The sequence below is a fragment of the Haemophilus sp. UMB1048 genome (genome assembly GCF_030218125.1).
Taxonomy (GTDB): Bacteria; Pseudomonadota; Gammaproteobacteria; order Enterobacterales; family Pasteurellaceae; genus Haemophilus_D.
The window spans coordinates 81,919-108,057 of record NZ_JASOPB010000008.1 but is presented as its reverse complement, the minus strand read 5'-3'; the positions used below and the strand labels follow the sequence as shown (position 1 = coordinate 108,057).

Annotated in this window: 24 protein-coding genes and 1 riboswitch; of the genes, 15 read left to right on the top strand and 9 right to left on the bottom strand. The window is 38.5% G+C overall.

Going from position 1 to position 26,139, the window contains the following annotated elements:
• Positions 1-138 precede the first annotated feature (138 nt).
• Positions 139-720: an FMN-dependent NADH-azoreductase gene (locus QP437_RS08565; protein ID WP_285267559.1), complete on the bottom strand. Its 582-nt coding sequence runs from the start codon at positions 718-720 to the stop codon at positions 139-141.
• Positions 721-980: 260 nt separating this feature from the next.
• On the opposite strand from QP437_RS08565, the gene thrS reads away from it, so the two are divergent.
• From thrS to rplT, 5 genes are all read left to right on the top strand, one after another.
• Positions 981-2,912: a threonine--tRNA ligase gene (gene thrS / locus QP437_RS08560; protein ID WP_070582446.1), complete on the top strand. Its 1,932-nt coding sequence runs from the start codon at positions 981-983 to the stop codon at positions 2,910-2,912.
• Between the two features lie 127 nt (positions 2,913-3,039).
• A complete protein-coding gene (locus tag QP437_RS08555; protein ID WP_285267558.1) occupies positions 3,040-3,858 on the top strand; it encodes a D-hexose-6-phosphate mutarotase in 819 nt (272 codons plus the stop codon).
• A gap of 145 nt (positions 3,859-4,003) precedes the next feature.
• The gene (gene infC, locus QP437_RS08550) at positions 4,004-4,546 is read left to right on the top strand and encodes a translation initiation factor IF-3 (protein WP_285267578.1); all 543 of its coding nucleotides are present in this window, start codon (positions 4,004-4,006) and stop codon (positions 4,544-4,546) included.
• A 198-nt stretch (positions 4,547-4,744) separates the two neighbouring features.
• Positions 4,745-4,942, top strand: coding sequence for a 50S ribosomal protein L35 (gene rpmI, locus QP437_RS08545; protein ID WP_005596065.1), 198 nt, complete (start codon positions 4,745-4,747; stop codon positions 4,940-4,942).
• Positions 4,943-5,008: 66 nt separating this feature from the next.
• Positions 5,009-5,362: a 50S ribosomal protein L20 gene (rplT, locus tag QP437_RS08540; protein WP_005596075.1), complete on the top strand. Its 354-nt coding sequence runs from the start codon at positions 5,009-5,011 to the stop codon at positions 5,360-5,362.
• A 245-nt stretch (positions 5,363-5,607) separates the two neighbouring features.
• Here rplT and dxs read toward each other — a convergent pair whose 3' ends face one another.
• The 3 genes from dxs to xseB all read right to left on the bottom strand — a co-directional run bounded on the left by dxs (position 5,608) and on the right by xseB (position 8,670).
• Positions 5,608-7,461, bottom strand: coding sequence for a 1-deoxy-D-xylulose-5-phosphate synthase (gene dxs / locus QP437_RS08535; protein ID WP_285267557.1), 1,854 nt, complete (start codon positions 7,459-7,461; stop codon positions 5,608-5,610).
• A 69-nt stretch (positions 7,462-7,530) separates the two neighbouring features.
• A complete protein-coding gene (gene ispA / locus QP437_RS08530; protein ID WP_285267556.1) occupies positions 7,531-8,424 on the bottom strand; it encodes a (2E,6E)-farnesyl diphosphate synthase in 894 nt (297 codons plus the stop codon).
• A 3-nt stretch (positions 8,425-8,427) separates the two neighbouring features.
• Positions 8,428-8,670 carry an exodeoxyribonuclease VII small subunit gene (xseB, locus tag QP437_RS08525; RefSeq protein ID WP_049355728.1) on the bottom strand — a complete coding sequence of 81 codons (243 nt, stop codon included), beginning with the start codon at positions 8,668-8,670 and terminating at the stop codon, positions 8,428-8,430.
• A gap of 167 nt (positions 8,671-8,837) precedes the next feature.
• Here xseB and thiI point away from each other — a divergent pair, with 167 nt between their 5' ends.
• Entirely contained in the window at positions 8,838-10,289 is a 1,452-nt protein-coding gene (gene thiI, locus QP437_RS08520) for a tRNA uracil 4-sulfurtransferase ThiI (RefSeq protein ID WP_285267555.1), read from the top strand.
• Positions 10,290-10,323: 34 nt separating this feature from the next.
• Here the strand turns inward: thiI and yvcK are convergent, their stop codons facing one another.
• The gene (yvcK, locus tag QP437_RS08515) at positions 10,324-11,268 is read right to left on the bottom strand and encodes a uridine diphosphate-N-acetylglucosamine-binding protein YvcK (protein WP_285267554.1); all 945 of its coding nucleotides are present in this window, start codon (positions 11,266-11,268) and stop codon (positions 10,324-10,326) included.
• A gap of 157 nt (positions 11,269-11,425) precedes the next feature.
• A riboswitch (molybdenum cofactor riboswitch) is annotated at positions 11,426-11,567 on the top strand.
• Between yvcK and moaA the strand changes: the two genes are divergently transcribed.
• The 5 genes from moaA (at position 11,556) to QP437_RS08490 (ending at position 16,729) form a co-directional block, all read left to right on the top strand.
• Entirely contained in the window at positions 11,556-12,569 is a 1,014-nt protein-coding gene (gene moaA / locus QP437_RS08510; RefSeq protein ID WP_285267553.1) for a GTP 3',8-cyclase MoaA, read from the top strand. (Overlaps the previous riboswitch by 12 nt.)
• An 88-nt stretch (positions 12,570-12,657) precedes the next feature.
• The gene (gene moaC / locus QP437_RS08505) at positions 12,658-13,140 is read left to right on the top strand and encodes a cyclic pyranopterin monophosphate synthase MoaC (RefSeq protein WP_285267552.1); all 483 of its coding nucleotides are present in this window, start codon (positions 12,658-12,660) and stop codon (positions 13,138-13,140) included.
• 1 nt (position 13,141) lies between these two features.
• Positions 13,142-13,387 (top strand): molybdopterin synthase sulfur carrier subunit, encoded by a 246-nt coding sequence (gene moaD / locus QP437_RS08500; protein WP_005625813.1) that lies wholly within the window; start codon positions 13,142-13,144, stop codon positions 13,385-13,387.
• Positions 13,388-13,840, top strand: a complete 453-nt coding sequence (gene moaE, locus QP437_RS08495) for a molybdopterin synthase catalytic subunit MoaE (RefSeq protein ID WP_285267551.1) — start codon at positions 13,388-13,390, stop codon at positions 13,838-13,840.
• Between the two features lie 300 nt (positions 13,841-14,140).
• Complete coding sequence (locus QP437_RS08490; RefSeq protein WP_285267550.1) at positions 14,141-16,729, top strand: YadA-like family protein; 2,589 nt, start codon at positions 14,141-14,143, stop codon at positions 16,727-16,729.
• Between the two features lie 96 nt (positions 16,730-16,825).
• Here QP437_RS08490 and QP437_RS08485 read toward each other — a convergent pair whose 3' ends face one another.
• The 3 genes from QP437_RS08485 to purE all read right to left on the bottom strand — a co-directional run bounded on the left by QP437_RS08485 (position 16,826) and on the right by purE (position 19,809).
• Positions 16,826-18,016, bottom strand: a complete 1,191-nt coding sequence (locus tag QP437_RS08485; RefSeq protein ID WP_049368743.1) for an amino acid aminotransferase — start codon at positions 18,014-18,016, stop codon at positions 16,826-16,828.
• A 139-nt stretch (positions 18,017-18,155) separates the two neighbouring features.
• Positions 18,156-19,244, bottom strand: coding sequence for a 5-(carboxyamino)imidazole ribonucleotide synthase (gene purK, locus QP437_RS08480; protein ID WP_285267549.1), 1,089 nt, complete (start codon positions 19,242-19,244; stop codon positions 18,156-18,158).
• A gap of 70 nt (positions 19,245-19,314) precedes the next feature.
• Positions 19,315-19,809 (bottom strand): 5-(carboxyamino)imidazole ribonucleotide mutase, encoded by a 495-nt coding sequence (gene purE / locus QP437_RS08475; protein ID WP_197560435.1) that lies wholly within the window; start codon positions 19,807-19,809, stop codon positions 19,315-19,317.
• 161 nt (positions 19,810-19,970) lie between these two features.
• On the opposite strand from purE, the gene pepN reads away from it, so the two are divergent.
• The 4 genes from pepN (at position 19,971) to QP437_RS08455 (ending at position 25,134) form a co-directional block, all read left to right on the top strand.
• Positions 19,971-22,580, top strand: a complete 2,610-nt coding sequence (gene pepN / locus QP437_RS08470) for an aminopeptidase N (protein WP_197546715.1) — start codon at positions 19,971-19,973, stop codon at positions 22,578-22,580.
• A 68-nt stretch (positions 22,581-22,648) separates the two neighbouring features.
• On the top strand, positions 22,649-23,668 hold the full coding sequence (gene pyrD / locus QP437_RS08465; RefSeq protein WP_197546714.1) for a quinone-dependent dihydroorotate dehydrogenase: 1,020 nt from the start codon (positions 22,649-22,651) through the stop codon (positions 23,666-23,668).
• Between the two features lie 12 nt (positions 23,669-23,680).
• Positions 23,681-24,301 (top strand): Type 1 glutamine amidotransferase-like domain-containing protein, encoded by a 621-nt coding sequence (locus QP437_RS08460; RefSeq protein ID WP_197546713.1) that lies wholly within the window; start codon positions 23,681-23,683, stop codon positions 24,299-24,301.
• 8 nt (positions 24,302-24,309) lie between these two features.
• Positions 24,310-25,134 carry a PHP domain-containing protein gene (locus QP437_RS08455; RefSeq protein ID WP_197546712.1) on the top strand — a complete coding sequence of 275 codons (825 nt, stop codon included), beginning with the start codon at positions 24,310-24,312 and terminating at the stop codon, positions 25,132-25,134.
• A 27-nt stretch (positions 25,135-25,161) separates the two neighbouring features.
• Here QP437_RS08455 and QP437_RS08450 read toward each other — a convergent pair whose 3' ends face one another.
• Positions 25,162-26,061: a LysR family transcriptional regulator gene (locus QP437_RS08450; RefSeq protein WP_197546711.1), complete on the bottom strand. Its 900-nt coding sequence runs from the start codon at positions 26,059-26,061 to the stop codon at positions 25,162-25,164.
• Between the last annotated feature and the right edge of the window lie 78 nt (positions 26,062-26,139).

Below are 26,139 nucleotides of genomic sequence, written 5' to 3'. Positions count from 1 at the left end.
GAAAATAATCAAAAATTTGGCGTGATTTTACAATATTTTTTTAATTTTTAACCAAAGATATTAAAAATAGAGGAAGTTGATTAGAAAAAAGCCATTTCGAGGCATATCTCAAAATGGCTTATCTGGGGATTTTAGTAATTAGAGAGATGCAACGATCTCATCAATTTTATTTCTTGCTGAACGTTGTGCTTTTTCAATTGCCTCTGCACCTAATCCAATACCTTTTGCATAAGCAAACTGAACATCGGTAATACCAACAAAACCTAAAATGGCTTTTAAGTAATTTGTCACATTGTTATTTTCATCATACATGCCACCAAAGCTTGCTAATACAATCGCTTTTTTACCTTGAAGTAAACCTTCAGGACCATTTGCGGTGTATTGGAAAGTCACACGAGGACGCGCAATAAAATCAAAATAAGATTTAAGTTGTGTTGAGATGCCTAAGTTATACATAGGTGCACCAATTACAATAATATCAGCGGCTTTTAATTCAGCCACTAACTCATCAGATAAGGCTAAAAGTGCATTTTCTTCTGCAGTTTTAGGTTCGCCACGTACCGCAGTTGCCGCCGTTGCATCAAAATGGGGAAGTTGTTGCGCCGCTAAATCACGTACCACAATGTTGTGGTCTTTTAATTTTTCAATGGTGTAATCGGCTAATTTATTACTTTGAGAGTTATCTGCAAGGATGCTTGATTTTAATACTAATACGTTCATAGAGTTTCCTTTAATTGGTGTTTATCAAAAGTGCAGTCATTTTATCGGAAATTTTGAATAGATAAAGTAGCTATCAGGAAAATCATTATTTACTCATTGGAAAGAATTCAGCGAGATATTAACAAGTGTGGTGGAAAGTGCTAAAATTCTCCGCCGCACTTGGTTTGCTCGATAGTGGGAGTGAATGAAAGTGCGGTTTGTTTTTAATCATTATTTGCATGTTGCCTTTCGTATGGGCGACCACTGTATAAGGAAAAATTATGCCTATTATTACTTTACCGGACGGTTCTAAACGCGAATTTGATCGTCCAGTTTCTGTGTTAGAAGTGGCTCAAGATATCGGAGCCGGTCTTGCCAAAGCAACCATAGCTGGCCGTGTAAACGGTGAACGTCGTGATGCCTGTGACATCATCAATGAAGATGCCAACCTTGAAATTATTACAGCAAAAGATGAAGACGGTTTAGAAATTATTCGTCACTCTTGCGCACACTTGCTCGGTCACGCAATCAAACAATTATTCCCAGATGTCAAAATGGCAATCGGTCCAACGATTGAAAATGGCTTCTATTATGACGTGGATTTAGACCGTTCTTTAACGCAAGAAGACATTGATGCGATTGAAAAACGTATGCTTGAATTGGCGAAAACCAATTATGACGTCATCAAAACTCCGGTAAGCTGGCAAGAAGCAAGAGATACTTTTGAAAAACGCGGTGAGCCGTACAAAATGGCTATCTTAGATGAAAATATCGAACGTACCGCAACGCCTGCGCTTTATCATCACGAAGAATACATTGATATGTGTCGTGGACCACATGTGCCAAATATGCGTTTCTGCCACAACTTTAAATTAATGAAAGTTGCAGGTGCTTACTGGCGTGGTGATAGCAAAAATAAAATGTTACAACGTATCTATGGTACGGCGTGGGCTGATAAAAAACAATTAGCGGAATACTTAACTCGCTTAGAAGAAGCTGCAAAACGTGACCACCGTAAAATCGGTAAAGCGTTAGATTTATATCATATGCAAGAAGAAGCACCGGGTATGGTGTTCTGGCATAACGATGGTTGGACAATTTTCCGTGAATTGGAAACTTTCGTACGTACAAAATTAAAAGAATACGATTATCAAGAAGTGAAAGGTCCGTTCATGATGGACCGCGTGTTATGGGAAAAAACAGGTCACTGGCAAAACTACGGCGATTTGATGTTTACTACACAATCAGAAAACCGTGAATATGCGATTAAACCAATGAACTGCCCAGGACACGTTCAAATCTTTAACCAAGGTTTAAAATCTTACCGTGATTTACCAATCCGCATGGCGGAATTTGGTTCTTGTCACCGTAATGAACCATCTGGTTCTTTACACGGTTTAATGCGTGTACGTGGTTTCACTCAAGATGATGCACACATTTTCTGTACTGAAGACCAAATTGAAAGTGAAGTAACCAGCTGTATCAAAATGGTTTACGACATTTACAGCACTTTCGGTTTCCAAAATATTCAGGTGAAATTATCTACTCGTCCTGAAAAACGTATCGGTGCGGATGATATGTGGGATCGTGCCGAAGCAGGTCTTGCAGCAGCATTAGCACATAACGGTCTTGAATATGAAATTCAAGAAGGTGAAGGTGCATTCTATGGTCCGAAAATTGAGTTTGCATTACGTGACTGCTTAGATCGTGAATGGCAATGCGGTACCATCCAATTAGACTTCGCGTTACCGGGTCGTTTAAATGCGTCTTATGTGGCAGAAGATAATGATCGTCGTACACCAGTAATGATTCACCGTGCGATTTTAGGTTCGATTGAACGTTTCATCGGTATCATTACTGAAGAGTATGCTGGTTTCTTCCCTGCATGGCTAGCGCCAGTTCAAGCGATTGTAATGAATATTACTGACAGCCAAGCAGACTATGTTCAAAAAGTAGTAAAACAACTTTCTGATGCGGGCTTACGTGTTAAAGCAGATTTACGTAATGAAAAAGTTGGCTTCAAGATCCGCGAACATACCTTACGTCGCGTGCCTTATATGCTTGTTTGCGGTGATAAAGAAATCGCAGAAGGCAAAGTGGCTGTACGTACCCGTAAAGGTGCAGATTTAGGTACTTTCACCATTGAAGAATTTGCTGAAATCTTAAAATCTCAAGTTAGACAACGTGAGTTGAAATTGTTGGGTGAAGAGTAATTAATTCTTTAAAATCTTAATTAAAAATGACCGCACTTTGATGTGCGGTTTTTTTATATTCACAGTATAAAAATAAACTCAAGTATCTCTTTCTTCTATATAATAGCCTTATCACAAGGAGGCGAACATGACAGCTCAAACTCAACAATTAACACCAGAATTAACGTTAGAACATATCAATGAAATTCCTGTTTTAATTTTAAATCACCCAGTAGGATCGGCTCGAATTGCATTACAAGGGGCGCAGTTATTAAATTGGCAGCCTAAAGGGGCAGAGCAGGATATTTTTTGGTTAAGTGAGATTGAACCTTTCACACAAGGTGTGGCAATTCGCGGCGGTGTGCCGATTTGTTACCCTTGGTTTGGAGGCCTTAAACAACCTTCACACGGTACAGCGCGTTTACGTTTGTGGCAATTAAGTGATTATGATCTCCAAGCTAATAAAGTGCGGTTAGAATTTTCGCTCTTTTCTGAATATGGTGTGATTGAAGCCAAAATGAAAATGGAATTTACCGATAAATGCACAATGACTTTAACGCATTTAGGGCAAGAACCAGCTCAAGCGGCATTACACAGTTATTTTAATATTGGTGATATTTCACAAATTGAAGTCCAAAATTTACCAAGTCGTTGCTATGACTCATTACAAGGTAAACATACAGACGTTCCTTCAACACGCAGAATAGAACAAGGTGTGGATTGTATTTATACATTAGAGGAAGATAAAACATTCTTAGTGGATAATGCATTTAATCGACATATTCAAATTACACACCATCATGCAGATTCAATTGTGCTATGGAATCCTTGGGAGAAAACACCAAGTGCGATGCAACCAGAAGGGTATAGAACAATGGTATGTATTGAAACCGCAAGATTAGAAAAACTACTTCAATTTGGAGAGAGTATTTCAGCTGAAATAAGTGCTTTACCCGCTGATATTTAAAGGAATAGAAATCCTTGTTGCATAAACGTGGCAAATACTATAAAATTTTGCCCGTTTTTTGTTTGTTTTTATAGCAAATGATTGAAGAAATCTTCTGTTTTAAATGCAGTGGGTTTTATCTTAAATAAATAGAAGGAATAACATTATCAAAACCGTAAAAAAAGCTCCGGCAGCTAACCGCCCGAATCGCATTAACGATGAAATTCGAGTAAAAGAAGTTCGTTTGATTGACCAAGATGGTGAACAAGCGGGGATTGTATCAATTCAACAGGCCTTAGATATGGCAGAACAAGCAGCGCTTGATTTAGTTGAGATCAGTCCGAATGCCGAACCACCGGTTTGTCGTATTATGAACTACGGCAAGTTCCTCTATGAAAAGAGTAAAACTGCAAAAGAGCAGAAGAAAAAACAAAAAGTTGTACAAGTGAAGGAAATTAAATTCCGTCCAGGTACTGACGAAGGTGACTACCAAGTTAAATTACGTAGCTTAATCCGTTTCTTAGAAGATGGCGATAAAGCGAAAATTACTGTACGTTTCCGTGGTCGTGAAATGGCTCATCAAGATATCGGTTTAGACGTATTAGAACGCGTTAAAAATGATTTGGCTGAAATTTCAGTGGTGGAATCTGCACCGGGTAAATTAGAAGGTCGCCAAGCAGTAATGGTGTTAGCACCTAAGAAAAAATAATTTTTTATTTAGATTTGATCTAGATAATCGAATTTTCACTTCGGTGAGAATACAACTGCACATTGGGCAAACTACGCAGCCTAATTGCTTTTGGAGAAGGGCAATTCAATTTGCCATATTGGAATAATTAGTGCCTACAAGTAATCTTCGGATTCGCCTAATTATGTGTTTAACTTAAAATGCGGAGTTATTTTAACAATGCCTAAAATTAAAACAGTACGTGGTGCTGCTAAGCGTTTCAAAAAAACAGCTTCTGGCGGTTTCAAACGTAAACAATCTCACTTACGTCATATTTTGACTAAAAAGACAACTAAACGTAAACGTCATTTACGTCATAAATCAATGGTTGCGAAAGCAGACCAAGTTTTAGTAGTAGCTTGCTTACCATACGCATAAGCCGTTATTTAAGCAAAACGTACGATTAGTTAAATTAGTTAAAAATATTACATAGGAGATTAAATAATGGCTCGTGTAAAACGTGGTGTTATTGCAAGAGCACGCCATAAGAAAGTTCTTAAGGCTGCTAAAGGTTATTATGGTGCACGTTCACGCGTGTATCGCGTTGCTTTCCAAGCGGTGATCAAAGCTGGTCAATACGCATATCGTGACCGTCGTCAACGTAAACGTCAATTCCGTCAATTATGGATTGCACGTATCAACGCTGCGGCTCGTCAAAATGGTTTATCTTACAGCAAATTCATCAACGGCTTGAAAAAAGCGTCTGTTGAAATCGACCGTAAGATCCTTGCTGATATCGCTGTATTCGACAAAGTGGCGTTCGCTGCATTAGTTGAAAAAGCAAAATCTGCACTTTAATTTTTTAAAGTTTAGATTCAAAAATTAGGACGCTGAAAAGCGTCCTTTTTTATTACCTCCCAAAAAGAAAAAACCGCTACTCAAAACTTGAATAGCGGGGAGGTCTTAATTTATAAGAAACTTCAAAAAGATAACTGCAATATGCAGTGCACTAGCAATGTATCAGACTGTGTGTTTTTGAAATAGTTCGATATTTTTGAAAAAAAATATTTAAAAATATCAAAATTAAACGAAAATGAACGAATTTAGCCCTTTATAAAGGCAATAATTTGCTCTTCAATCCCTTTTTCATCTAATTTAATTTCAGCAAGCGCTTCTTGTTGTGTGCCTTGCGGAATAAAGATATCAGGTAAACCTAGTTGTAAAAGTGCGGTTGTTTTTCCATGAGAATTTAGCACTTCTGAAACAGCAGAACCTGCACCACCTTGAATTGCATTTTCTTCTAATGTCACAATGATATCATGGGTATTTGCCACTTCTAGAATACGAGCTTCATCAATTGGTTTCACAAAGCGCATATCGACAACAGTCGCATTGAGTTTTTCTGCCACAGATAAAGCAGCAGGTAAGAGTGTGCCAAAATTCAGAATCGCGATTTGTTCACCTTGACGAACCATTTTTGAACGACCAATTTCTAATTCGACAAGCGGGGTTAATTCTACGCCGATTGCATTTCCACGTGGATAACGTACCGCAGCCGGTTTACCACATTTATACCCCGTATAAAGCATTTGGCGACATTCATTTTCATCACTTGGTGTCATAATGATCATATTCGGAATGCAGCGCATAAAACTTAAATCAAAAGCACCTTGGTGAGTTTGACCATCAGCACCTACGATACCTGCACGATCGATGGCAAAGAGAACAGGTAAGTTTTGAATGGCGACATCGTGAATAAGCTGATCATAAGCACGTTGTAAGAAAGTAGAATAAATGGCTACAACAGGTTTATAACCACCAATTGCAAGGCCCGCAGCAAAAGTGACAGCATGTTGTTCAGCGATGGCAACATCAAAATATTGTTGTGGGAATCGTTCTGAAAATTCTACCATGCCAGAACCTTCACGCATTGCAGGGGTAATACCGACTAATTTATCGTCTTGTTCTGCCATTTCACATAACCAATCGCCAAAGATTTTTGAATAGGTTGGTTTGGCATTTGATTTAGGAAGTTGGCCGCTTGTTGGATCAAATTTTGGTACGCCATGGAAACCGATCGGGTCTTTTTCTGCTGGCTCGTAACCTTTTCCTTTTTTAGTTTTGATGTGTAAGAATTGCGGCCCTTTGAGATCGCGCATATTGCTTAAGGTGGCAATTAATTCGTCAATATTATGCCCGTCAATTGGTCCAATATAGTTAAAACCGAGCTCTTCAAAAAGCGTACTTTCGGGGGAGAACATCACGCCTTTCATGTGCTCTTCGGTTTTCTTCATAAAGTTTTTAACAGTTGGCACTTTATCTAAAATTTTCTTACTGCCATCACGAACGGTTGAATATAATGAACCAGAGAAAATGCGAGCAAGGTGATTATTCAATGCCCCCACGTTTTCAGAAATAGACATTTCATTGTCATTTAAAATGACCAACATATCAGTATGCAAAGAACCCGCATGGTTTAAGGCCTCAAATGCCATCCCCGCAGTGATTGCACCGTCACCAATCACACAAACGGTTTTGCGACCTGCATTTTCACGTTCTGCCGCAACAGCAATACCTAGTCCTGCACTGATAGAAGTAGAAGAGTGACCAACACTTAATACATCAAACTCACTTTCTTCACGCCAAGGGAAGGGATGAATTCCGCCTTTTTGGCGAATGGTGGACATTTGATCTCGACGACCTGTCAAAATTTTGTGTGGATAAGCTTGATGGCCCACATCCCAAATTAATTGATCAAAAGGGGTTTTGAAAATGTAGTGTAATGCCACAGTCAATTCAACGGTACCAAGACCAGATGCCAAATGACCACTGGATTGACTAACGGATTCCAACAGATAACTCCGTAACTCCTGACAAAGTTGCGGAAGCTGATCTTTATTTAAAAGACGCAAATCTTCCGGCGAATTAATTAAGGATAAAAGAGGATAGTTGTTCATATATTCGTTAGTCCTAAAATGTGAAAAAAGTGACCGCACTTTGAGAAATCAAAATAAATGCTGTCACCATTAACTTTTACGATTGACAATAAATTCAGCTAATGCACGCAATGCAGTGGTATCAAAAGGTAAATTGTCTAATTCATGTAAGGCGGTTTGATAGAGTTCTTGGGCTTTTTGTTTCGCACCCTCTAATCCTAACAGCTTTGGATAAGTGCTTTTATCTAAACCTAAATCAGAACCCACCGGTTTACCGATTTCCGCACTGTCGCCTTCAATATCTAAAATGTCATCTTGTACTTGGAAAGCTAAACCAATAGCTTGTGAATAACGTTCTAGTTGTTGCTCTAATTCTTTGTTTTCAAAGTGAGGCGAGCAGATAAAACCCATTTTTAATGCGGCTGTTAGTAACGCCCCAGTTTTATTGCGATGAATAAGCTCTAATTCGTCTAAATTAACTTGTTTGTGCTCAGAAATTAAATCTAAACTTTGCCCTAAACACATACCTTGTACGCCAGATGCTTGAGCCAATACTTTCACTAATCGCAATTTTTGTTCAGCAGAGAGAGAAGGGGCTTCAGTAAGAATTTCAAAGGCAAAAGCTTGTAATGCATCGCCAGCTAAAATGGCCGTGGCTTCATCAAAAGCAATATGACATGTTGGTTGACCACGACGAAGTTCATCGTTGTCCATGGCAGGCAAATCGTCATGGATTAAAGAATAAGCGTGAATAGATTCAATAGCTGCCGCCGCGTAATCTAAAGCGGGCATTTCTGCGCCTAGCATTTTACCCGTTGTATAGACAAGGAAAGGACGAACGCGTTTGCCGCCTAGCAATAAGCCATATTTCATGGCATCACGCAAAGGGGCATTATAAGAGTCAATTTCTTCAAATTGATTGGCTAAAAACTGATTAATACGATCTTGAACTTGTTTGAGTTCAGTGCCGAATTGATAACTCATGGATTACTCGTCCCCTTGATAATCACTTAATGGGGCGGTTTCGCTTTTTTGTAACAAAATTTGAATACGTTGTTCTGCTTGTTGCAAGCGCTCTTGACCAAGTTGAGCCAATTTAATGCCGTTCTCAAATTCTTTCAGCGCATCTTCCAATGGTAATTCACCGCTTTCAAGTTTTGCCACAATTGTTTCTAATTGTGCAAGTGTTGTTTCAAAATCAGGTTCAGCATTTGCTGGTTTACGCGCCATTAAATTATCCTTTTCAGATGAATAAATTGCTCCGTATTGTACTTGATTTTTATAGGGATGTTAAAAACTTATTTCAAAGTGCGGTCAGTTTTTCGTGAGAATTTGAACTTTGTGGGATCTGGAATTTAGCGTACAATACGGCCATTTTTTATTATTCACAGATTATTATGAAATTTATCGTTAAACTTTTTCCTGAAATTATGATTAAAAGCGAAACCGTGCGTAAGCGTTTCGCGAAAATTTTGACCTCAAATATTCGCAATATTTTACAGAAATATGATGAAGAAACGGCGGTTGTTCGTCATTGGGATTACATCGAAGTGCGCTCAAAAAATGAAGCCAATCGTGAAGAGTTGATTGCGCTTTTACAACGCATTCCAGGGATTCATCATTTTTTAGAAGTGGAAGAAAAACCGTTTACTGATTTGCATCATATCTTTGAGTTGACCTTAGCGGATGTTGCTGATCAACTTGAAAACAAAACCTTTTGTGTACGTGTAAAACGCAAAGGGAAACATGATTTTAGTTCCATTGAAGCTGAACGTTATATCGGTGGTGGTTTAAATCAGCATATTGAAAGTGCAAAAGTACGCTTAAAAAATCCTGATGTAACCGTTCGTATTGATATTGAAGATGACAAAATGATGCTGGTGAGAGCTCGTCATGTTGGTCTTGGAGGTTATCCAATTGGGACGCAAGAAGACGTGCTTTCATTGATTTCAGGTGGCTTTGACTCTGGCGTATCCAGTTATATGCTTATTCGCCGTGGTTCACGTGTGCATTATTGTTTCTTCAATTTAGGTGGTGCAGCCCATGAAATTGGCGTGAAACAAATGGCTTACCATATTTGGAATCGTTATAGTTCATCACATAAAGTCCGCTTTATTGCCATTCCTTTTGAAGGCGTAGTGGGTGAGATTTTAGAGAAAGTCGATAATGGCCAAATGGGCGTCGTGTTAAAACGGATGATGGTGCGCGCTGCAAGTAAAGTGGCACAACGTTTTGATATTCAAGCTATCGTTACTGGTGAGGCACTCGGACAAGTTTCGAGCCAAACTTTAACCAATTTGCGCTTAATTGATGAAGCATCCGATGCGTTAGTATTACGTCCACTCATCACCCATGATAAAGAACAAATTATCGCGATGGCGAAAGAGATTGGTACGGATGATATTGCTAAATCAATGCCGGAATTCTGTGGGGTGATTTCTAAAAATCCAACAATCAAAGCGGTACGTGAAAAAATTCTTGAAGAAGAAAATCACTTTGATTTCGGCGTGTTGGAAAGTGCGGTTGAAAATGCACAATATTTAGATATTCGCCAAATTGCAGAAGAAACTGAGAAAGAAGTGGTAGAAGTGGATACCATTTCAGTGCTTGGTGAAAACGATATTATTTTAGATATTCGTAGCCCAGAAGAGACAGATGAAAATCCATTTGAATCAGACGAGCATCAAGTAATGCAGTTGCCGTTTTACAAATTATCTTCACAATTCGGCTCATTAGATCAAAGTAAAAACTATGTGCTTTACTGTGAGCGAGGCGTGATGAGTAAACTTCAAGCGCTTTATTTAAAAGAAAATGGTTTTACGAATGTAAGAGTATTCGGGAAAAAATAAGCAAAAAATGACCGCACTTTAACGTGCGGTTTTTTTATTCGTAATCTAATTCACCCACTAATTCATCAATAGCTTTGGCAAGTAACGTTCTGTCATGACGATAGCTGATATCATCTGCATTTAAGCGTTTAGCCAAGATTTTAACGGGAGAAATCGCAGACAAATCGCCCGCACTTTGTTCACGATAAGGGGTTATAGCTCCATCAATAACGGATTCGCCGACGATTTCATTAATTTTCTGAATACGATCTGCCAGTGAAAGCTGAGAGGCAGCGCCAATTTCTACCCCTAAATTATCAATAAAAATCACTTTCGCTTTGCTATTACGCAGGGCAGTCGCTAATTCAGGTAACAATAGTGGAGGCATAATACTCGTCATGAAACTTCCTGGGCCAAGTAAAATGACTTCCGCTTGCTCCAATGCTTGAATGGCTTCTTGTGCGGCTTTAACCATAGGCACTAAGAAAAGTGATTGGGGTAATTCTGTTAAATTATCAATGCTCACTTCACCGACAATACTGGAGCCTGAGCCTAAACTCGCGGCAAGATGAACAGGTTCTTCTGACATAGGAATAATGTGAGATTTTACTTTGAGTAATTCACGAATTAAGTTAATGGCTTCAATAGGGCGAATATGCATATCTTCTAAGGCTTTGAGCATCAAATTGCCTAAATTATGCCCAGAAAGTTCACCTTCGCCAGTAAAGCGGTATTCAAATAATGCAGATGCCGTGCTTGGCTCAATGATGATTTGGTTTAAGCAATTACGTAGATCGCCCCATGCGATACCACCTTGTTCTTGGCGAATTCGGCCAGTTGAACCGCCGTTATCTGTGGTGGTGACAATACCGGTTAAACGCTCTTTCATAAAACTAAGCGCTGATAATACACGCCCTAATCCATGACCACCACCAATGGCAACAATATGTTTGATTTCGTCTAAATGTTCATGACGGCTGTGACGAGATAAATCAGACATTTTTCTTCCTTTTTTACCTATAAATAATTATAAAAAATAATGTTATATATTTTTTTATATAAGTTAATGCTGTTATTTTTATCAATATAGTCGGGTTATTCTATCAAATTATTGCTATTAACCGCTTGCTTTTATTACAATACCAACACAATTTATTTTTAACGCATAACTCCGAGCTTGTTTAGCCTAAGTTTCATAGGAAATACGGCGGCAAGCCAATAACGCGGTACGTTATTCAGGGATACGCTGGAAACGGTTTATCCTCTCCATATTTAGAAAGGTGTAAAATGCAATTCATTCCTATCAAGAACGTAGGAGAGTCTCGCTTAGTCGATCCTTTCCAACGCCAATATTACTATCTACGACTGTCGATTACCGATCAGTGTAACTTTCGTTGTACCTATTGTTTACCTGATGGTTATCAACCCGAAGCTAATAAACCAAGTTTCTTAACCTTAAAAGAAATTACCCATCTTGCTCAAGCGTTTGCTGAAATGGGCACAGAGAAAATCCGTTTAACGGGTGGCGAACCGACTTTACGCAAAGATTTTATTTCTATTGCTGAAAGCATCGCTAACATTGATGGAATCCGTCAATTAGCTGTCACGACAAATGGCTATCGCATGGCAAAAGATGTGGCTGATTGGAAGAAAGCAGGGATTACGTCTATTAACGTCAGTGTTGATAGCTTAGATCCAAAAATGTTCCATCAAATTACAGGTATCAATAAATTTGATGATGTGATGCGTGGTATCGATCGTGCGTTTGAAGTGGGTTACAACAAAGTTAAAGTCAATTCAGTTTTGATGAAAAATTTGAATGACAAAGAGTTTGAGCAATTCCTTGTTTGGGTGAAAGATCGCCCAATTCAAATGCGTTTTATCGAACTCATGCAAACGGGCGAAATGGATAGTTTCTTTGATAAATTCCATCTTTCAGGACAAGTATTAGCGGATAAATTGCTGCAAAATGGTTGGCAATTACAACACAAATCCCATACTGATGGTCCAGCTAAAGTATTCACGCATCCTGATTATGCAGGCGAAATTGGCTTAATTATGCCTTATGAGAAGAATTTCTGCGCAAGCTGTAATCGTCTCAGAGTGTCAGCGAAGGGCAAACTTCATCTCTGTTTATTCGGCGAAGAAGGCATTGAATTACGTGATTTATTGCAATCCCATGAACAGCAAGATATTTTGCAAGCACGTATTTTTTCTGCACTGCAAGGCAAACGTGAACATCATTATTTGCATATCGGTGATAGTGGCGTAAGAAATCATTTAGCCTCTATCGGTGGCTAAAAGAAAATAGGTGAATTTTATTGTTCACTTATTTTGCTTTCGTCACCCATATAAAACATTCAATATTTTAACCGCACTTTATTTCATTATGACTACATTTACACATATCAATTCTCAAGGCGAAGCCAATATGGTGGATGTTTCTGCAAAGGCAGAGACCGTTCGTGAAGCTCGTGCTGAGGCCATCGTTACTATGTCAAAAGAAACCCTTTCTATGATCGTGGAAGGCAAACATCACAAAGGCGACGTATTTGCTACTGCTCGTATTGCAGGTATTCAAGCGGCAAAACGTACTTGGGAACTTATCCCGCTTTGCCATCCCTTATTACTTTCTAAAGTGGAAGTGAATTTAGAACCATTACTTGAAACCAATCAAGTTCGTATTCGATCTCTTTGCAAATTAACCGGAAAAACCGGCGTAGAAATGGAAGCATTAACGGCAGCAAGCGTAGCAGCCTTAACCATTTACGATATGTGTAAAGCCGTACAAAAAGACATGGTGATTGAGCACGTTCGCCTGTTAGAAAAGAGCGGTGGAAAATCCGGTCATTTTATTGCGGAGGAAAAATAAGATGTTAAATGTTTTATTTTTTGCTCAAACTCGTGAATTAATTGGTGAAGATTCTATTCAGCTTGAAGGTGATTTTGCGACAGCGGAAGCAGTGCGTGAACATCTTGCTCAAAAAGGCGATAGATGGGCGTTAGCGTTAGAAAAAGGGAAGCTTTTAGTCGCCATTAATCAAACCTTGATGCCATTAGAAAGTGCGGTCAAAAATGGCGATGAAATTGCATTTTTCCCACCGGTAACAGGGGGCTAAATGACGGATATTCAAATTTCAGTACAAGAACAACCTTTTGATCAAAATGCTGTTTACGAATGGCTTTCTGAGCAACATTCGGTTGGCGCAACGGTTATTTTCGTGGGTAAAGTTCGCGATCTTAATTTAGGTGATGAGGTATCTAGCTTATATTTGGAACATTATCCCGCAATGACAGAAAAAGCCTTACGTGAAATTGTAGAACAGGCAAAAGCGCGTTGGGATATCCAGCGAGTGTCGGTAATTCATCGTGTGGGACTTTTACATACTGGTGATGAAATTGTTTTAGTTGGAATTAGTTCTGCTCACCGAGGTGATGCTTACCACGCCAATGAATTTATTATGGACTTCTTAAAATCCAAAGCGCCGTTCTGGAAAAAAGAACAAACCAATCAAGGTGAACGTTGGATTGAAGCAAGAGAAAGCGATAAAGAAGCGTTAGAGAAGTGGTAATTCAATATAAAAAAATGGTCATTTTTATGGCCTTTTTTACTTTTATCAGCAGAATAAGTATATAATTATACATATGTTTTAAGTTATTAATTTATCTTTAATTTATCTTTAATTTATCTTTAATTTATCTTTAATTTATCTTTACATTACATTTAACTTCTCCATAAAAAACTATTCTTTGTAAGCTTTTGTAAAATCTTGTAAATTATCTGTTAATTGCTGAGTTTCCTATTATACTTATTCGGAATCAAGATTTTGTTTGTCTTGATTAGTTATTTTTAGATTATAGGAAACTTTAATATGAATCATGTTTTTAAAATTATTTGGAATAAAGTAAATCAATGCTGGGTTGCTGTTTCAGAACTAAGCAAATCTGTGGGTAAATCATCTCAAACCGATAAACGTAAAGCATTAAATGTAATCATTGGCGCTGCAGTTTTAGCAGGTGCAACGACAAGCGCGATGGCTGAAACCAATGTGGTATCAAATGATCAAGGAAATATTGTTGGAGGTATCGGTGCGAGCGCCCTTGGTGGAACCGGTACAACAGGGAATTCTGTTGTTTTAGGTAATAAAGCTAAATCTGAAACAACTGAGAGCGTAGTAATTGGTGGTAATACTACAAATACAGGACGTTGGTCAGTAACTTTGGGTGATAAAGCTAATGGTAATTCTCAATACGGCGTGACGATTGGTGATCGTGCATCAACAGGTAAAGGTACAAACGCAATTGCTATCGGTTTAATGGCAAAAACTTCTAATGAGAAAGTTGGTGGAAATAGTCAGACTGCAGTAGGGGTGGCATCTTATGCTGATGGTGAAGGGGCTTCAGCCTTTGGTGCAACAGCAAATGCAACAGGCGCTCTAGCAACCGCTGTTGGTCGAAACTCGAAAGCTCTTGAAAAAAGTGCATCAGCTTTTGGTGATAGCTCATCTGCTACTGCATGGGGTGCGACAGCATTAGGTGTAGGAGCATCAGCTAAAGCAGATAATTCTATTGCTGTTGGTTCTCAAGCTGTAACAGAAGGGCGAGAATCCACCGCGTTAGGTCGCCGCTCTTATGCTGGAGCTCAAAGTGCAACAGCTTTAGGTACAGGTGCAAACGCTAGTGCAATCGTTTCGACCGCTGTTGGTAACGGTGCGAAAGCGAGTGAAGTAGGAGCTTCAGCATTAGGTAACGGCGCAGAGGCTAGTGGTAGAGGTTCAATGGCTTTCGGTTATGCATCTAAAGCTTCAGCAGTGGATGCATTGGCAACTGGTTCTAATGCTAATGCTTCATCAATGAATGCTGTTGCGGTTGGTAAAAATAGTAATTCCTCTGCTGTTAATGCTATTGCTCTTGGTACATCTAGTAACGTCTCTGGGGTTAGTGCTGTTGTGATTGGTACTCAAGCAAAAGGTACTCATGAAAACTCTGTGACATTAGGTTCTTATTCAAGCAGCGCGGCTAATGATTTTAATCAGACAGCAAAAGCTTTATCTTCTTTTGATGATAAGGCGAAAGGTACAACAGTTAATTACAATGGTACTTTTTCAACTCAAAAAGGTGCAGTATCTGTCGGTGATGGAAAACTTGTTCGCCAAATCCAAAACGTAGGTGCAGGTCGAATTACTGCTGAATCAAACGATGCTGTAAATGGTAGCCAGTTATATCAAGCCTATTACAATGCGGGCTTTAACATTCAAAACAATGGTAAAGAAACATCACGTATTAATACCCATGGCAAAGTAAATTTTGCAAATGGTACGAATACCGAGGTGGTTGTTAAAGATGGTGAAAATGCTGCTGATATTAAAGTGAATTTAAAAGATGATATTAAAGTTACTAGTGTTAAAGCTAATAATATTACCGTAGGACCTGTTACTATTAATGATAAAGATGGTATTAATGCAGGAAATACAAAAATCACGAATGTATCAAATGGTACAATTTCAGCTGATAGTAAAGATGCTGTGAATGGTAGCCAATTATATGCAGCGAAGAACGAGCTTAATACCAATATTACTAAAGCCGCTGCAGCAGCTAAAACAGAAGTAAAAGCTGGAACAAATGTAGAGGTTACTTCTGAAACTGGTGCGAATAATCAAACTATTTACACGGTTAATGCAAAAGACACTTCAGCATCAGTTGAAGCTGCTTCTGATGCTGTTACAGTAACAGTTGGTGAAAAAACAGAAGTTAAAAATGGTATTTCTGTTACAACAGTAACCAATTACAAAGTAGATCTTTCACAAAAAACCAAAGATGAAATCAAAAATGCAGGTGGTCGTGGATTTAACGTGACTGCAAGTGCATCTGAAGGTACTGTTGTAAATGAAGTGGCAGAAGAAACGGTTCAATCTACTGCAACAAAAATGGATAAGTTAACACTTGATGCGGGTAAAAATATTAAATTAACTCACAAAAAAGGAAAAGTGTTAAGCGTTGCTGTGTCTGATACACCGACATTCAAAAATGTAACTACAACAGGTGACGTTAACGTTGGTGGTACTATCCATGCACATGGTGGATTAGATATGCACAATAATCGTATTGTAAATGTGGCTGATCCGAAAGACCCAACTGATGCAGTAAATAAACGTTATGTTGATAATGCAGTGAAAAACATTAATAACAACATCAATCGTTTAGACAACAAAATTGATCACGTTGATCGTAAATTACGAGCAGGCATTGCAGGTGCGACAGCGATTTCTTTCTTACAACGTCCAAATGAAGCGGGTAAAAGCTTAGTTTCTGTTGGTGTTGGTGGTTATCGCAATGAAAATGCAATCGCAGTTGGTTATGGCCGAAATTCTGATAACAACAAAATTTCGATTAAAGTTGGTGCAAGTATCAATTCCCGCAGTGATGTAAACTGGGGTGGTAGCATCGGTTACCAATGGTAATTGTTTGATAAAAAGGCAGAGTAAAATCTGCCTTTTTATTATATTGAGATGAAAAAAAGTGCGGTCAAATTTAACCGCACTTTTTATTTTTATTGATTAAAGCACTTTAACGATACTTTCACATAAATAACGAATATTGTCTTCAGTGATACCAGCCACATTGATACGACCAGAACGAACCGCATAAATCGCAAATTCTTCTTTTAAGCGATCAACTTGTTCAGGTGATAAGCCGCTGAAAGAGAACATACCGTTTTGTTCCATAATAAAGCTGAAATCTTGTTCTGCACCATATTCTTTTAATAACTGAACGAATAAATGACGCATTTTTTTGATACGTTCACGCATTTCAGTCAATTCATTTTCCCATTCTTGACGAAGTTGTGGATCATTTAACACCGTTGCTACGGTTGCACCACCATGAGACGCAGGGTTAGAGTAGAGAGTGCGAATAATTGATTTCACCTGTGTTAATGCAGTTGAAGCAATTTCTGCATTTTCAGCCACAAGGGTAAAGGCACCTACGCGCTCATTGTATAAACCAAAGTTTTTAGAGAATGAACTTGCCACTAATAATTCTTTATGATTTGCTGCAAATGCACGTAAACCGTAAGCATCCTGGTCTAAGCCATTGGCTAAACCTTGATAAGCAAAGTCAAAGAGTGGTAACCAGCCGTTTTTTGCTGAAAGCGCGGCTAATTCTTGCCATTGTTCTGGGGTTGGGTCAATACCAGTTGGGTTGTGGCAGCAACCGTGTAAAAGCACGACATCGCCTTCGCTTGCTTGACTTAAATCTTCAAGTAAATGTTCCCAGTCAAGGGCTTTGCGTTCAGCATCATAATAACGATATTCACGAATCGTCATGCCCACCGCATTGAAAATTGCATTGTGGTTTGGCCATGTAGGTGTACTAATCCATACATTTTGTGCTTTGGTTTGGCGTTTAATGAATTCCGCAGCAATGCGTAATGCACCTGTGCCCCCTAAGCTTTGTGCAGTTCTTGCACGGTTTGCTTTAATGACTTCTGAATCTTTACCGAAAAGGAGCTCTTTTGTGCGTTCGTTATAATCGGCAATACCATCGATAGTCAGATAGTTTTTAGTCTTTTCGTTATCAAATAAGCGTTTTTCGGCTTCTTTTACCGCGCGCATAATCGGCGTTGTACCTTGTGCATCTTTATAAACGCCAATACCTAAATTGATTTTATTTTCACGAGTTTCTGATTTGAATGCTTCGCCTAAGCCTAAGATAGGATCGGCCGGAGCCGCTTTGATATGTTCAAACATAGCTTTTCCTTATGTATGTGTTGTGAGATGAGTAATTTTATACTTCAGCCGATAGATTTTATCAAGAAGAACCTGATAAAAATCAACCGCACTTTGATGTTTTTAGATATTCATCAAAAAAGTGCGGTTGTTTTTTTGATTATTTTAATTTCTCAATTGCCCAATTTAAACCAGATTGATAGTCTTCAGGGAGTTCGTGACGAAGTTTTTCAAGCTGTTGGATAATGATCGTTTTGTCTGGATGCGTGATATTGATATGACCTAATTTTCTACCTGGACGAACTTCCTTGCCATACCAATGTAACTGAGAGAAAGGCGTGTTCAACCATTGTGGATTATGTTCTGTACCAATTAAATTAACCATGACACTTGGGGCAATAGGTTGTAATGACGGTGTAGGTAAATCTAATAAAGCACGTAGATGCAATTCAAATTGACTAATGGCACAGCCTAGTTGGGTCCAATGTCCGCTATTATGCACACGAGGGGCAAGTTCATTAATTAATAATTTATCACCCACCACAAAGCATTCCATCGCCATTACACCCACATATTCAAGCTTGTCCATGATTTTTCCGAGCATAGACTCCGCCTGAGTTTGTTGGCTTTGTTGTTGAGAGAATGAAACATCTGTCACACTGTAACGTAAAATGCCATTTTGCTGCAGGTTATGCGTCACAGGATAGAAACGTTTTTCACCATTTTTAAATCTTGCGCCTACGATAGACACTTCATAATCAAAAGGAATAAATTTTTCTGCGATAACTTCACCGAATAAATCGTCCGTAATATCACGTTGATTATTTTCAGAGATAATCCATTGACCTCTGCCGTCATAACCACCGGTACGACGTTTCACTACGACTTTTTTGCCCACGTTTTTAAATACTTCAGACCATTGCATTTTATCTTTTAATAAACACCATGGCGAGGTAGAGAGATTGAGTTCATCTAGTAAAGATTTTTGGGTAAAGCGATCAGCCAATAAGCCAAAAACATTCTGATTAACGAAATTCTTGTGATGACCTAATAATTCAGTTAAAGGTGTTTTTTCCCAACGTTCAATTTCTGCGGTAATGATGGCATCTTTAGGTAAATCAAATACGGGTGCATTGAACTCAAGCGGTTGAACGTGAATATCTAAAGGTGCGCCTGCATAACGTAACATTCTGCCGAGTTGACCATTACCAAGCACATAAACGGTAGGATATAGGGTAGAGTTTTGCATAAAATTTCTCATCAAATCTAGCTAAAAAAACAGCCGCACTTTAAAAAGTGCGGTCAAATTGAAAGGCGTTTTATGTACGTGGATCAGGATTATCCAATACCATATTGGTTTGATTTTCGCGGAATACTTGTAGGCGAGCGAATAACGCCTCATCCCAACCTGCAAGAATTTGTGCGGCGAGTAATCCTGCATTAGCAGCACCAGCAGGGCCAATCGCTAACGTACCGACAGGAATGCCTTTCGGCATTTGCACGATAGAATAGAGACTATCAACACCGCTTAACATAGAACTTTTAACAGGGACACCCAATACCGGTACAAGCGTTTTAGCTGCAATCATACCGGGTAAATGAGCAGCGCCACCCGCACCCGCAATAATTACTTTGTAACCATTTTTTTGTGCATTTTCGGCAAATTCAAACAGTTTGTCGGGGGTTCGATGTGCGGAAACGACTTCAACATGATATGCCACATTGAGTTCATCTAAAATTTGAGTGGCTTCTTGCATGGTTGCCCAATCGCTTTTTGAGCCCATAACAATAGCAATTTGTGCAGTATTTGACATATTTTAAAAAATTTATCTGATAAAAAACGACGCGTAGAATAGCATATTTGCCCACTTTTAAGCAAACGTTTGCTATGTGGTAAAAGCTGAAAATTCCATTGCAAGTTTTGTCATAAAATCTTATCCTAATACGAGTTTTTTTCTTAGAAATAGAGCAGATTATGTTAGCTAAAGCGAAATATAGAAAAGATTACAAACAACCTGATTTTACAGTTACGGATATTTTCCTTGATTTTCAATTAGATCCTAAGCATACCGTTGTCACTGCAAAAACAACCTTCCAACGTTTAAATGATGAAGCAACCCATCTACGATTAGATGGTCATGGCTTCCAATTTGCCTCCATTAAATTCAATGGCGAAGATTTCAAACATTATCATCAAGACCACGAAAGTTTAACGTTAGATTTAACCAATCAAAGTGCGGTCAATTTTGAGCTTGAAATTGTGACGAATCTAGAGCCTGCACAAAACACCTCTTTACAAGGGCTTTATCAATCTGGCGAGGGCATTTGTACACAATGTGAAGCAGAAGGTTTCCGTCAAATCACTTATATGCTTGATCGCCCAGATGTATTGGCTCGCTATACAACCAAAATTACCGCAGATAAGACTAAATATCCTTACTTACTTTCTAATGGCAACCGTATTGCAAGTGGTGAATTAGAGGATGGGCGTCATTGGGTTGAATGGAATGACCCATTCCCGAAACCAAGCTATTTATTTGCTTTAGTGGCAGGTGATTTTGATTTATTGCAAGATACCTTTACGACAAAAAGTGGTCGTGAAGTAGCCTTAGAGCTTTATGTTGACCGTGGCAATCTTGATCGCGCTTCGTGGGCAATGGAAAGCCTGAAAAAATCTATGAAATGGGATGAAGACCGTTTCAATTTAGAATACGACTTAGATATTTACATGATTGTTGCTGTGGATTTCTTCAATATGGGCGCCATGGAAAATAAAGGGTTGAATATCTTTAACTCTAAATTTGTGTTGGCAAATCCACAAACAGCAACTGATGATGATTACCTCGCCATTGAAAGCGTGATTGCACACGAATATTTCCATAACTGGACAGGAAACCGTGTAACTTGCCGTGATTGGTTCCAATTAAGTTTGAAAGAAGGTTTAACGGTTTTCCGTGATCAAGAGTTTTCATCTGACACAGGTTCTCGAGCAGTCAATCGTATTAATAACGTGAAATTCTTACGTACGGTGCAATTTGCTGAAGATGCAAGCCCAATGTCACACCCAATTCGCCCTGAAAAAGTCATTGAAATGAATAACTTCTATACCGTGACCGTATATGAAAAAGGGGCAGAAGTAATTCGTATGTTGCACACTTTATTAGGTGAACAAGGTTTCCAAAAAGGGATGCAACTTTATATTGCTGAAAACGATGGTAAAGCGGCAACCTGTGAAGATTTTGTTTCTGCAATGGAACGTGCAAATGACGTTGATTTAGCACAATTCCGTCGTTGGTATAGTCAATCAGGTACACCAGAATTATTGATTAGCGATGCCTATGATGAACAAACTCATACTTATCGTTTAACGGTTTCGCAATCTACGCCACCAACAGCGGACCAAATGGAAAAAGTAAACTTACATATTCCATTGAAAATTGCGCTTTATGATGCCAAAGGCACGAAACAAATGTTACAGCATAACGGTGAGTTGCTAAGCGATGTGTTAAATGTGACAGAAAAAGATCAAGTCTTTGAATTCCATGGCATTTATGGTCGCCCAATTCCTGCGTTATTATGTGATTTCTCTGCACCGGTTAAACTGGATTATGATTACACCACAGAGCAGTTATTAGGTTTGCTTAAATTCGCTGATAACCAATTTGCTCGTTGGGATGCCGCACAAATGCTGTTTACTCAAGAATTACGTCGTAATGTGGCGCATTTCCAACAAGGTGAAGCCTTTGAAATTTCACCTGATGTTTTGACCGCACTTGCGCATGTATTGGAAAATTATGAACAAGATATTGAATTAGCGACATTAATTCTAACCTTGCCAAAAGACATTGAGTTTGCAGAAAGTTTTAAAACGATTGATCCAGATGGCATTGCAGCCGCAAGAGAATTTATGTTGGTACAAATCGCAGAATACTTGAAAGAAGATTTATTGCGTATTTACACCCATATTCGTCTTGAAGATTATCGAGTGACGCAAGAAGATATTGCTTTACGAGCAATGCGTAATCTTTGTTTAAGTTATTTGGCTTACACCAATTTAGGCAATAATGTGGTGCAAAAACATTACAATAATGCCAATAATATGACAGATACGTTGGCCGCATTAACTATGGCAACCAAAGCGGCGTTACCTTGCCGTGATACTTTGTTAGCGGATTTTGAACAAAAATGGCAACATGATGGCTTGGTCATGGATAAATGGTTTGCTTTACAAGCAACTCGCCCAGATGAAAACGTATTGGAAATTGTACAAGTATTAATGGATCACCCAAGCTTTAACTTCAACAATCCAAACCGTTTACGTTCATTAGTGGGTAGCTTTGCAAATCACAACTTAAAAGCATTCCATCATATCAGTGGTTCAGGCTATCGTTTCTTAACGGATGTCTTAATTCGTTTAAATGAAACAAATCCGCAAGTAGCAGCGCGTTTAATTGAACCATTAATTCGTTTCTCACGTTTTGATGCACAACGTCAAACGTTAATGAAACGCGCCTTGGAGCGATTAAGTGCCGTTGAAGAACTCTCGAAAGATTTATTCGAGAAGATTGAAAAAGCATTGCAATAAACAAAAAGTGCGGTTAATTTTGACCGCACTTTCCATTTACAGTGAACTATCCTGAGAGATAAACGAGTATGTATTCTTTGATCCGTAAAGCCATCTTTTCCCTTGATCCTGAAACCGCTCATGATTTAGTGATTAAATCATTGCATTTAGCGGGTAAATCACCTTGCCAATTTTTATTAAAGCAGCTTTTGGCTTGTCCACAAGGTTCGCCTAAGCAAGTAATGGGCATTACATTTAAAAATCCTATTGGATTAGCAGCGGGCGCAGATAAAAATGCTGAGGCTATTGATGGCTTTGGTGCGATGGGATTTGGTTTTATTGAAGTCGGTACGGTTACGCCTTTGGCACAAGAGGGAAATGCTAAACCTCGTCAATTCCGTTTAGTGGAAGCGGAAGGGATTATTAACCGTAATGGATTCAATAATTATGGCATTGATTACGTGGTCGAGAATGTTAAAAAAGCAAAATTTGATGGTGTAATTGGGATTAATATTGGCAAAAATAAAGTCACGCCACTTGAAAAGGGGAAAGATGATTACTTATTTTGCTTAAATAAAGCCTATAACTATGCAGATTATATTACGGTAAATATTTCATCACCGAACACTCCAGATTTGCGCCAATTGCAGTATGGTGATTATTTTGATGATTTACTGCAAAGTGTAAAACAGCGCCAAAAAGTATTAGCTGAGCAATATAATAAATATGTGCCGATTGCAGTAAAAATTGCACCTGATTTATCCGAGACTGAGCTCGTTCAAATTGCTGATACGTTACTTCGTCATCAAATGGATGGGGTAATTGCCACTAATACAACGATTTCACGCGACAACGTCACAGGTTTGAAAAATGCGGAACAACAAGGCGGCTTAAGTGGAAAACCGTTACAGCAAAAAAGTACAGAAATTATTCGAAGATTGCATCAAGAGCTGAAAGGACAAATTCCGATTATTGGGAGTGGTGGTATTGACGGTGTACAAAACGCACAAGAGAAGATTGAAGCTGGGGCAGACTTGTTACAAGTTTATTCGGGCTTGATTTACCACGGCCCAAGCTTAGTTAAAGGCTTGGTTCAGGCGATTAAGTAAGAGAGAAATAATATGAAAACATTATTTCTAGCCTCTTATTTTGCAGCCGTAGAAAATCTTTTCAAACGATTTTTAAAACAGCATTTTTTATTGCATAAAGTGCTGTTTATACCTACTGCAGGTAATGTAGAAAGCTATGTTGAATACATTGATGAGGCAAAAAATATTTTTCATAAATTAGGTTTTGAAGTCGATGTTTTGGATATAGCCCAAGAAACAGAAGAGGTTATTAAGGATAAATTAAATTATACGCCGAGCCTTTACATTTCTGGTGGTAATACGTTTTATCTATTACAAGAGTTGAAAAGAAAGCACTTATTACCACATATAAAAAAACGAATTGATGAAGGTATGCTTTACCTTGGTGAATCTGCCGGTGCTATTATTACCGCCAGCGACATCGAGTATAATCAAGTTATGGATGACAAAAATATAGCTATCGATTTGACCAATTATTCAGCTTTAAATTTAGTCGATTTTGCAATTGTTCCACATTATGGTGAGTTTCCTTTTGAAGAGAGTTCACAGAAAACTGTTCAGATCTATCAATCCAAATTGAATTTACTCCCTTTAACAAATAGCCAAGCTGTAATTGTTGATGAAGATAATTACACTATTCAAACTAATTTATAGGAAAGCCGATGATCAAATATGATTTACATTGCCATAGTACGGCTTCAGATGGTGTTTTAACACCTACAGAGCTTGTGCAACGAGCTCATGAACAAGGTGTCAATGTGCTTGCTTTATGTGATCACGACACCGTGATGGGCATTGATGAAGCCAAAATTGAAGCAGATAAATTAGGTATTGAACTAATTAATGGCGTGGAAATTTCAACGAATTGGGAAGGTCGTGGTATCCATATTGTTGGATTAAATTTTGATAAAACACATCCTAAAATGACCGCACTTTTAGCTGAACAAAAATCACTGAGAGAAAAAAGAGCGGTCGAAATTGGCCACAAATTAGAAAAAGCAGGTGTTCAAAATGCCTATGAAGGCGCAAAAGCATTAGCAAACGGGGAAGTAACTCGTGCGCATTATGCGCGTTATTTGGTACAAATCGGCAAGGTTTCAAATGATGGGCAAGCCTTTAAGCGTTATCTAGGCGGTGGGAAATCGTGTTTTGTCAAGGCTGAATGGGTGGATATTCCAACGGCGATTGAGACGATTCATGCTGCAGGTGGCGTTGCCGTCATTGCTCATCCTATGCGTTATAACATGACAGGAAAATGGATTCGTCGATTAATTGTTGATTTTAAACAATGGGGCGGTGATGGTATGGAGGTCGCAGATAGTGGACAGACCAAAGATCAGCGTCAATATCTTGCGCGTTTAGCTAATGAATATGACTTAGCTGCCTCATTAGGTTCAGACTTTCATTTTCCTTGTGGATGGATTGAATTAGGAAAAAATTTATTTTTACCTGAAGAGGTAAAACCGATTTGGACATTATTTGAATAATAAAGGGCGGTCAATCCGCCCTTGTTTTTATATTTGACTGTTCTCACACAAGCCGAGACTCGCTAGAAATTCAATAAATGCGCGAACTTTAGCGGGTAAATGACGACGATTTGGGTAAACCACATAAATATCTAAAGGTTTTTGTCTATATTCAGACAAAATTTCAACTAACTCACCTGAAGCAAGCGCATCTTTTACAAAGAAACCAGGTAAATTGCTGATGCCCAAGCCTGCTTTTGTCATTTCTAACAATGCCATACCATTATTAGAAACCACTTTAGATTGAATTTTATAACGTTGAATTTGATTGGCTTTTGTTGATTGCCAATGTGCTTGATTTAACGATGATTTATAAAGTAAACCTTGGTGATATTCTAAATCGTCAGGTGTAAGTGGTGTGCCTCGCGACTCTAAATAACTTGGCGAAGCAACAAAATGCATAGGGGAGCTGCTAATTTTACGCGCAACAAGTGAGCTGTCTTGCATATAACCGATACGTAATGCTAAGTCATAGCCTTCCGCAACGAGATCAACACGCTTGTCTTCAAATTCAATTTCTACGTGTAAATTGGGATGAAGCTCAATAAATTTAGGCAAGTTAGGTGAAATATAAAGTAAGCCAAAATCACGTGGTACAGAGATTAATAAATTACCTTGCAAGCTCGTTGCCATATTACTAATACTAGAGTCAGCTTCGCTTAAATCTAATAGAATGGCTTGGCAACGTTGGTAATAAAGCATACCAGCTTCAGTAGGTACAATTTTTCGTGTTGTACGTTGTAATAATCGTGTTTTTAAATGTTCTTCTAATTGTGAAACTAATTTACTCGCCATTGCCACAGAAATATTCTGTTGGTTTGCGGCTTGTGTAAAACTTTGCGTTTCGATCACTTTGCAGAAAACCGAAATTGCATTCAGTTTGTCCATTTATAAATCCTTTTTGAAAAAAAGCTTGATTTTATCGGCGTAAGTTTGCAGTATATCGCCAATTTTACAGAATTCTAG

Coding starts and splice junctions, on each gene's coding strand:
- purK (WP_285267549.1), bottom strand. CDS start 19,244: ATGCAAAACTCTACCCTATATCCTACCGTTTATGTGCTTGGTAATGGT.
- moaE (WP_285267551.1), top strand. CDS start 13,388: ATGACGGATATTCAAATTTCAGTACAAGAACAACCTTTTGATCAAAAT.
- QP437_RS08565 (WP_285267559.1), bottom strand. CDS start 720: ATGAACGTATTAGTATTAAAATCAAGCATCCTTGCAGATAACTCTCAA.
- moaA (WP_285267553.1), top strand. CDS start 11,556: ATGCAATTCATTCCTATCAAGAACGTAGGAGAGTCTCGCTTAGTCGAT.
- xseB (WP_049355728.1), bottom strand. CDS start 8,670: ATGGCGCGTAAACCAGCAAATGCTGAACCTGATTTTGAAACAACACTT.
- thrS (WP_070582446.1), top strand. CDS start 981: ATGCCTATTATTACTTTACCGGACGGTTCTAAACGCGAATTTGATCGT.
- QP437_RS08460 (WP_197546713.1), top strand. CDS start 23,681: ATGAAAACATTATTTCTAGCCTCTTATTTTGCAGCCGTAGAAAATCTT.
- QP437_RS08485 (WP_049368743.1), bottom strand. CDS start 18,016: ATGTTTGAACATATCAAAGCGGCTCCGGCCGATCCTATCTTAGGCTTA.
- purE (WP_197560435.1), bottom strand. CDS start 19,809: ATGTCAAATACTGCACAAATTGCTATTGTTATGGGCTCAAAAAGCGAT.
- rplT (WP_005596075.1), top strand. CDS start 5,009: ATGGCTCGTGTAAAACGTGGTGTTATTGCAAGAGCACGCCATAAGAAA.
- dxs (WP_285267557.1), bottom strand. CDS start 7,461: ATGAACAACTATCCTCTTTTATCCTTAATTAATTCGCCGGAAGATTTG.
- QP437_RS08555 (WP_285267558.1), top strand. CDS start 3,040: ATGACAGCTCAAACTCAACAATTAACACCAGAATTAACGTTAGAACAT.
- rpmI (WP_005596065.1), top strand. CDS start 4,745: ATGCCTAAAATTAAAACAGTACGTGGTGCTGCTAAGCGTTTCAAAAAA.
- moaC (WP_285267552.1), top strand. CDS start 12,658: ATGACTACATTTACACATATCAATTCTCAAGGCGAAGCCAATATGGTG.
- pepN (WP_197546715.1), top strand. CDS start 19,971: ATGTTAGCTAAAGCGAAATATAGAAAAGATTACAAACAACCTGATTTT.
- moaD (WP_005625813.1), top strand. CDS start 13,142: ATGTTAAATGTTTTATTTTTTGCTCAAACTCGTGAATTAATTGGTGAA.
- pyrD (WP_197546714.1), top strand. CDS start 22,649: ATGTATTCTTTGATCCGTAAAGCCATCTTTTCCCTTGATCCTGAAACC.
- QP437_RS08455 (WP_197546712.1), top strand. CDS start 24,310: ATGATCAAATATGATTTACATTGCCATAGTACGGCTTCAGATGGTGTT.
- yvcK (WP_285267554.1), bottom strand. CDS start 11,268: ATGTCTGATTTATCTCGTCACAGCCGTCATGAACATTTAGACGAAATC.
- QP437_RS08450 (WP_197546711.1), bottom strand. CDS start 26,061: ATGGACAAACTGAATGCAATTTCGGTTTTCTGCAAAGTGATCGAAACG.
- QP437_RS08490 (WP_285267550.1), top strand. CDS start 14,141: ATGAATCATGTTTTTAAAATTATTTGGAATAAAGTAAATCAATGCTGG.
- thiI (WP_285267555.1), top strand. CDS start 8,838: ATGAAATTTATCGTTAAACTTTTTCCTGAAATTATGATTAAAAGCGAA.
- ispA (WP_285267556.1), bottom strand. CDS start 8,424: ATGAGTTATCAATTCGGCACTGAACTCAAACAAGTTCAAGATCGTATT.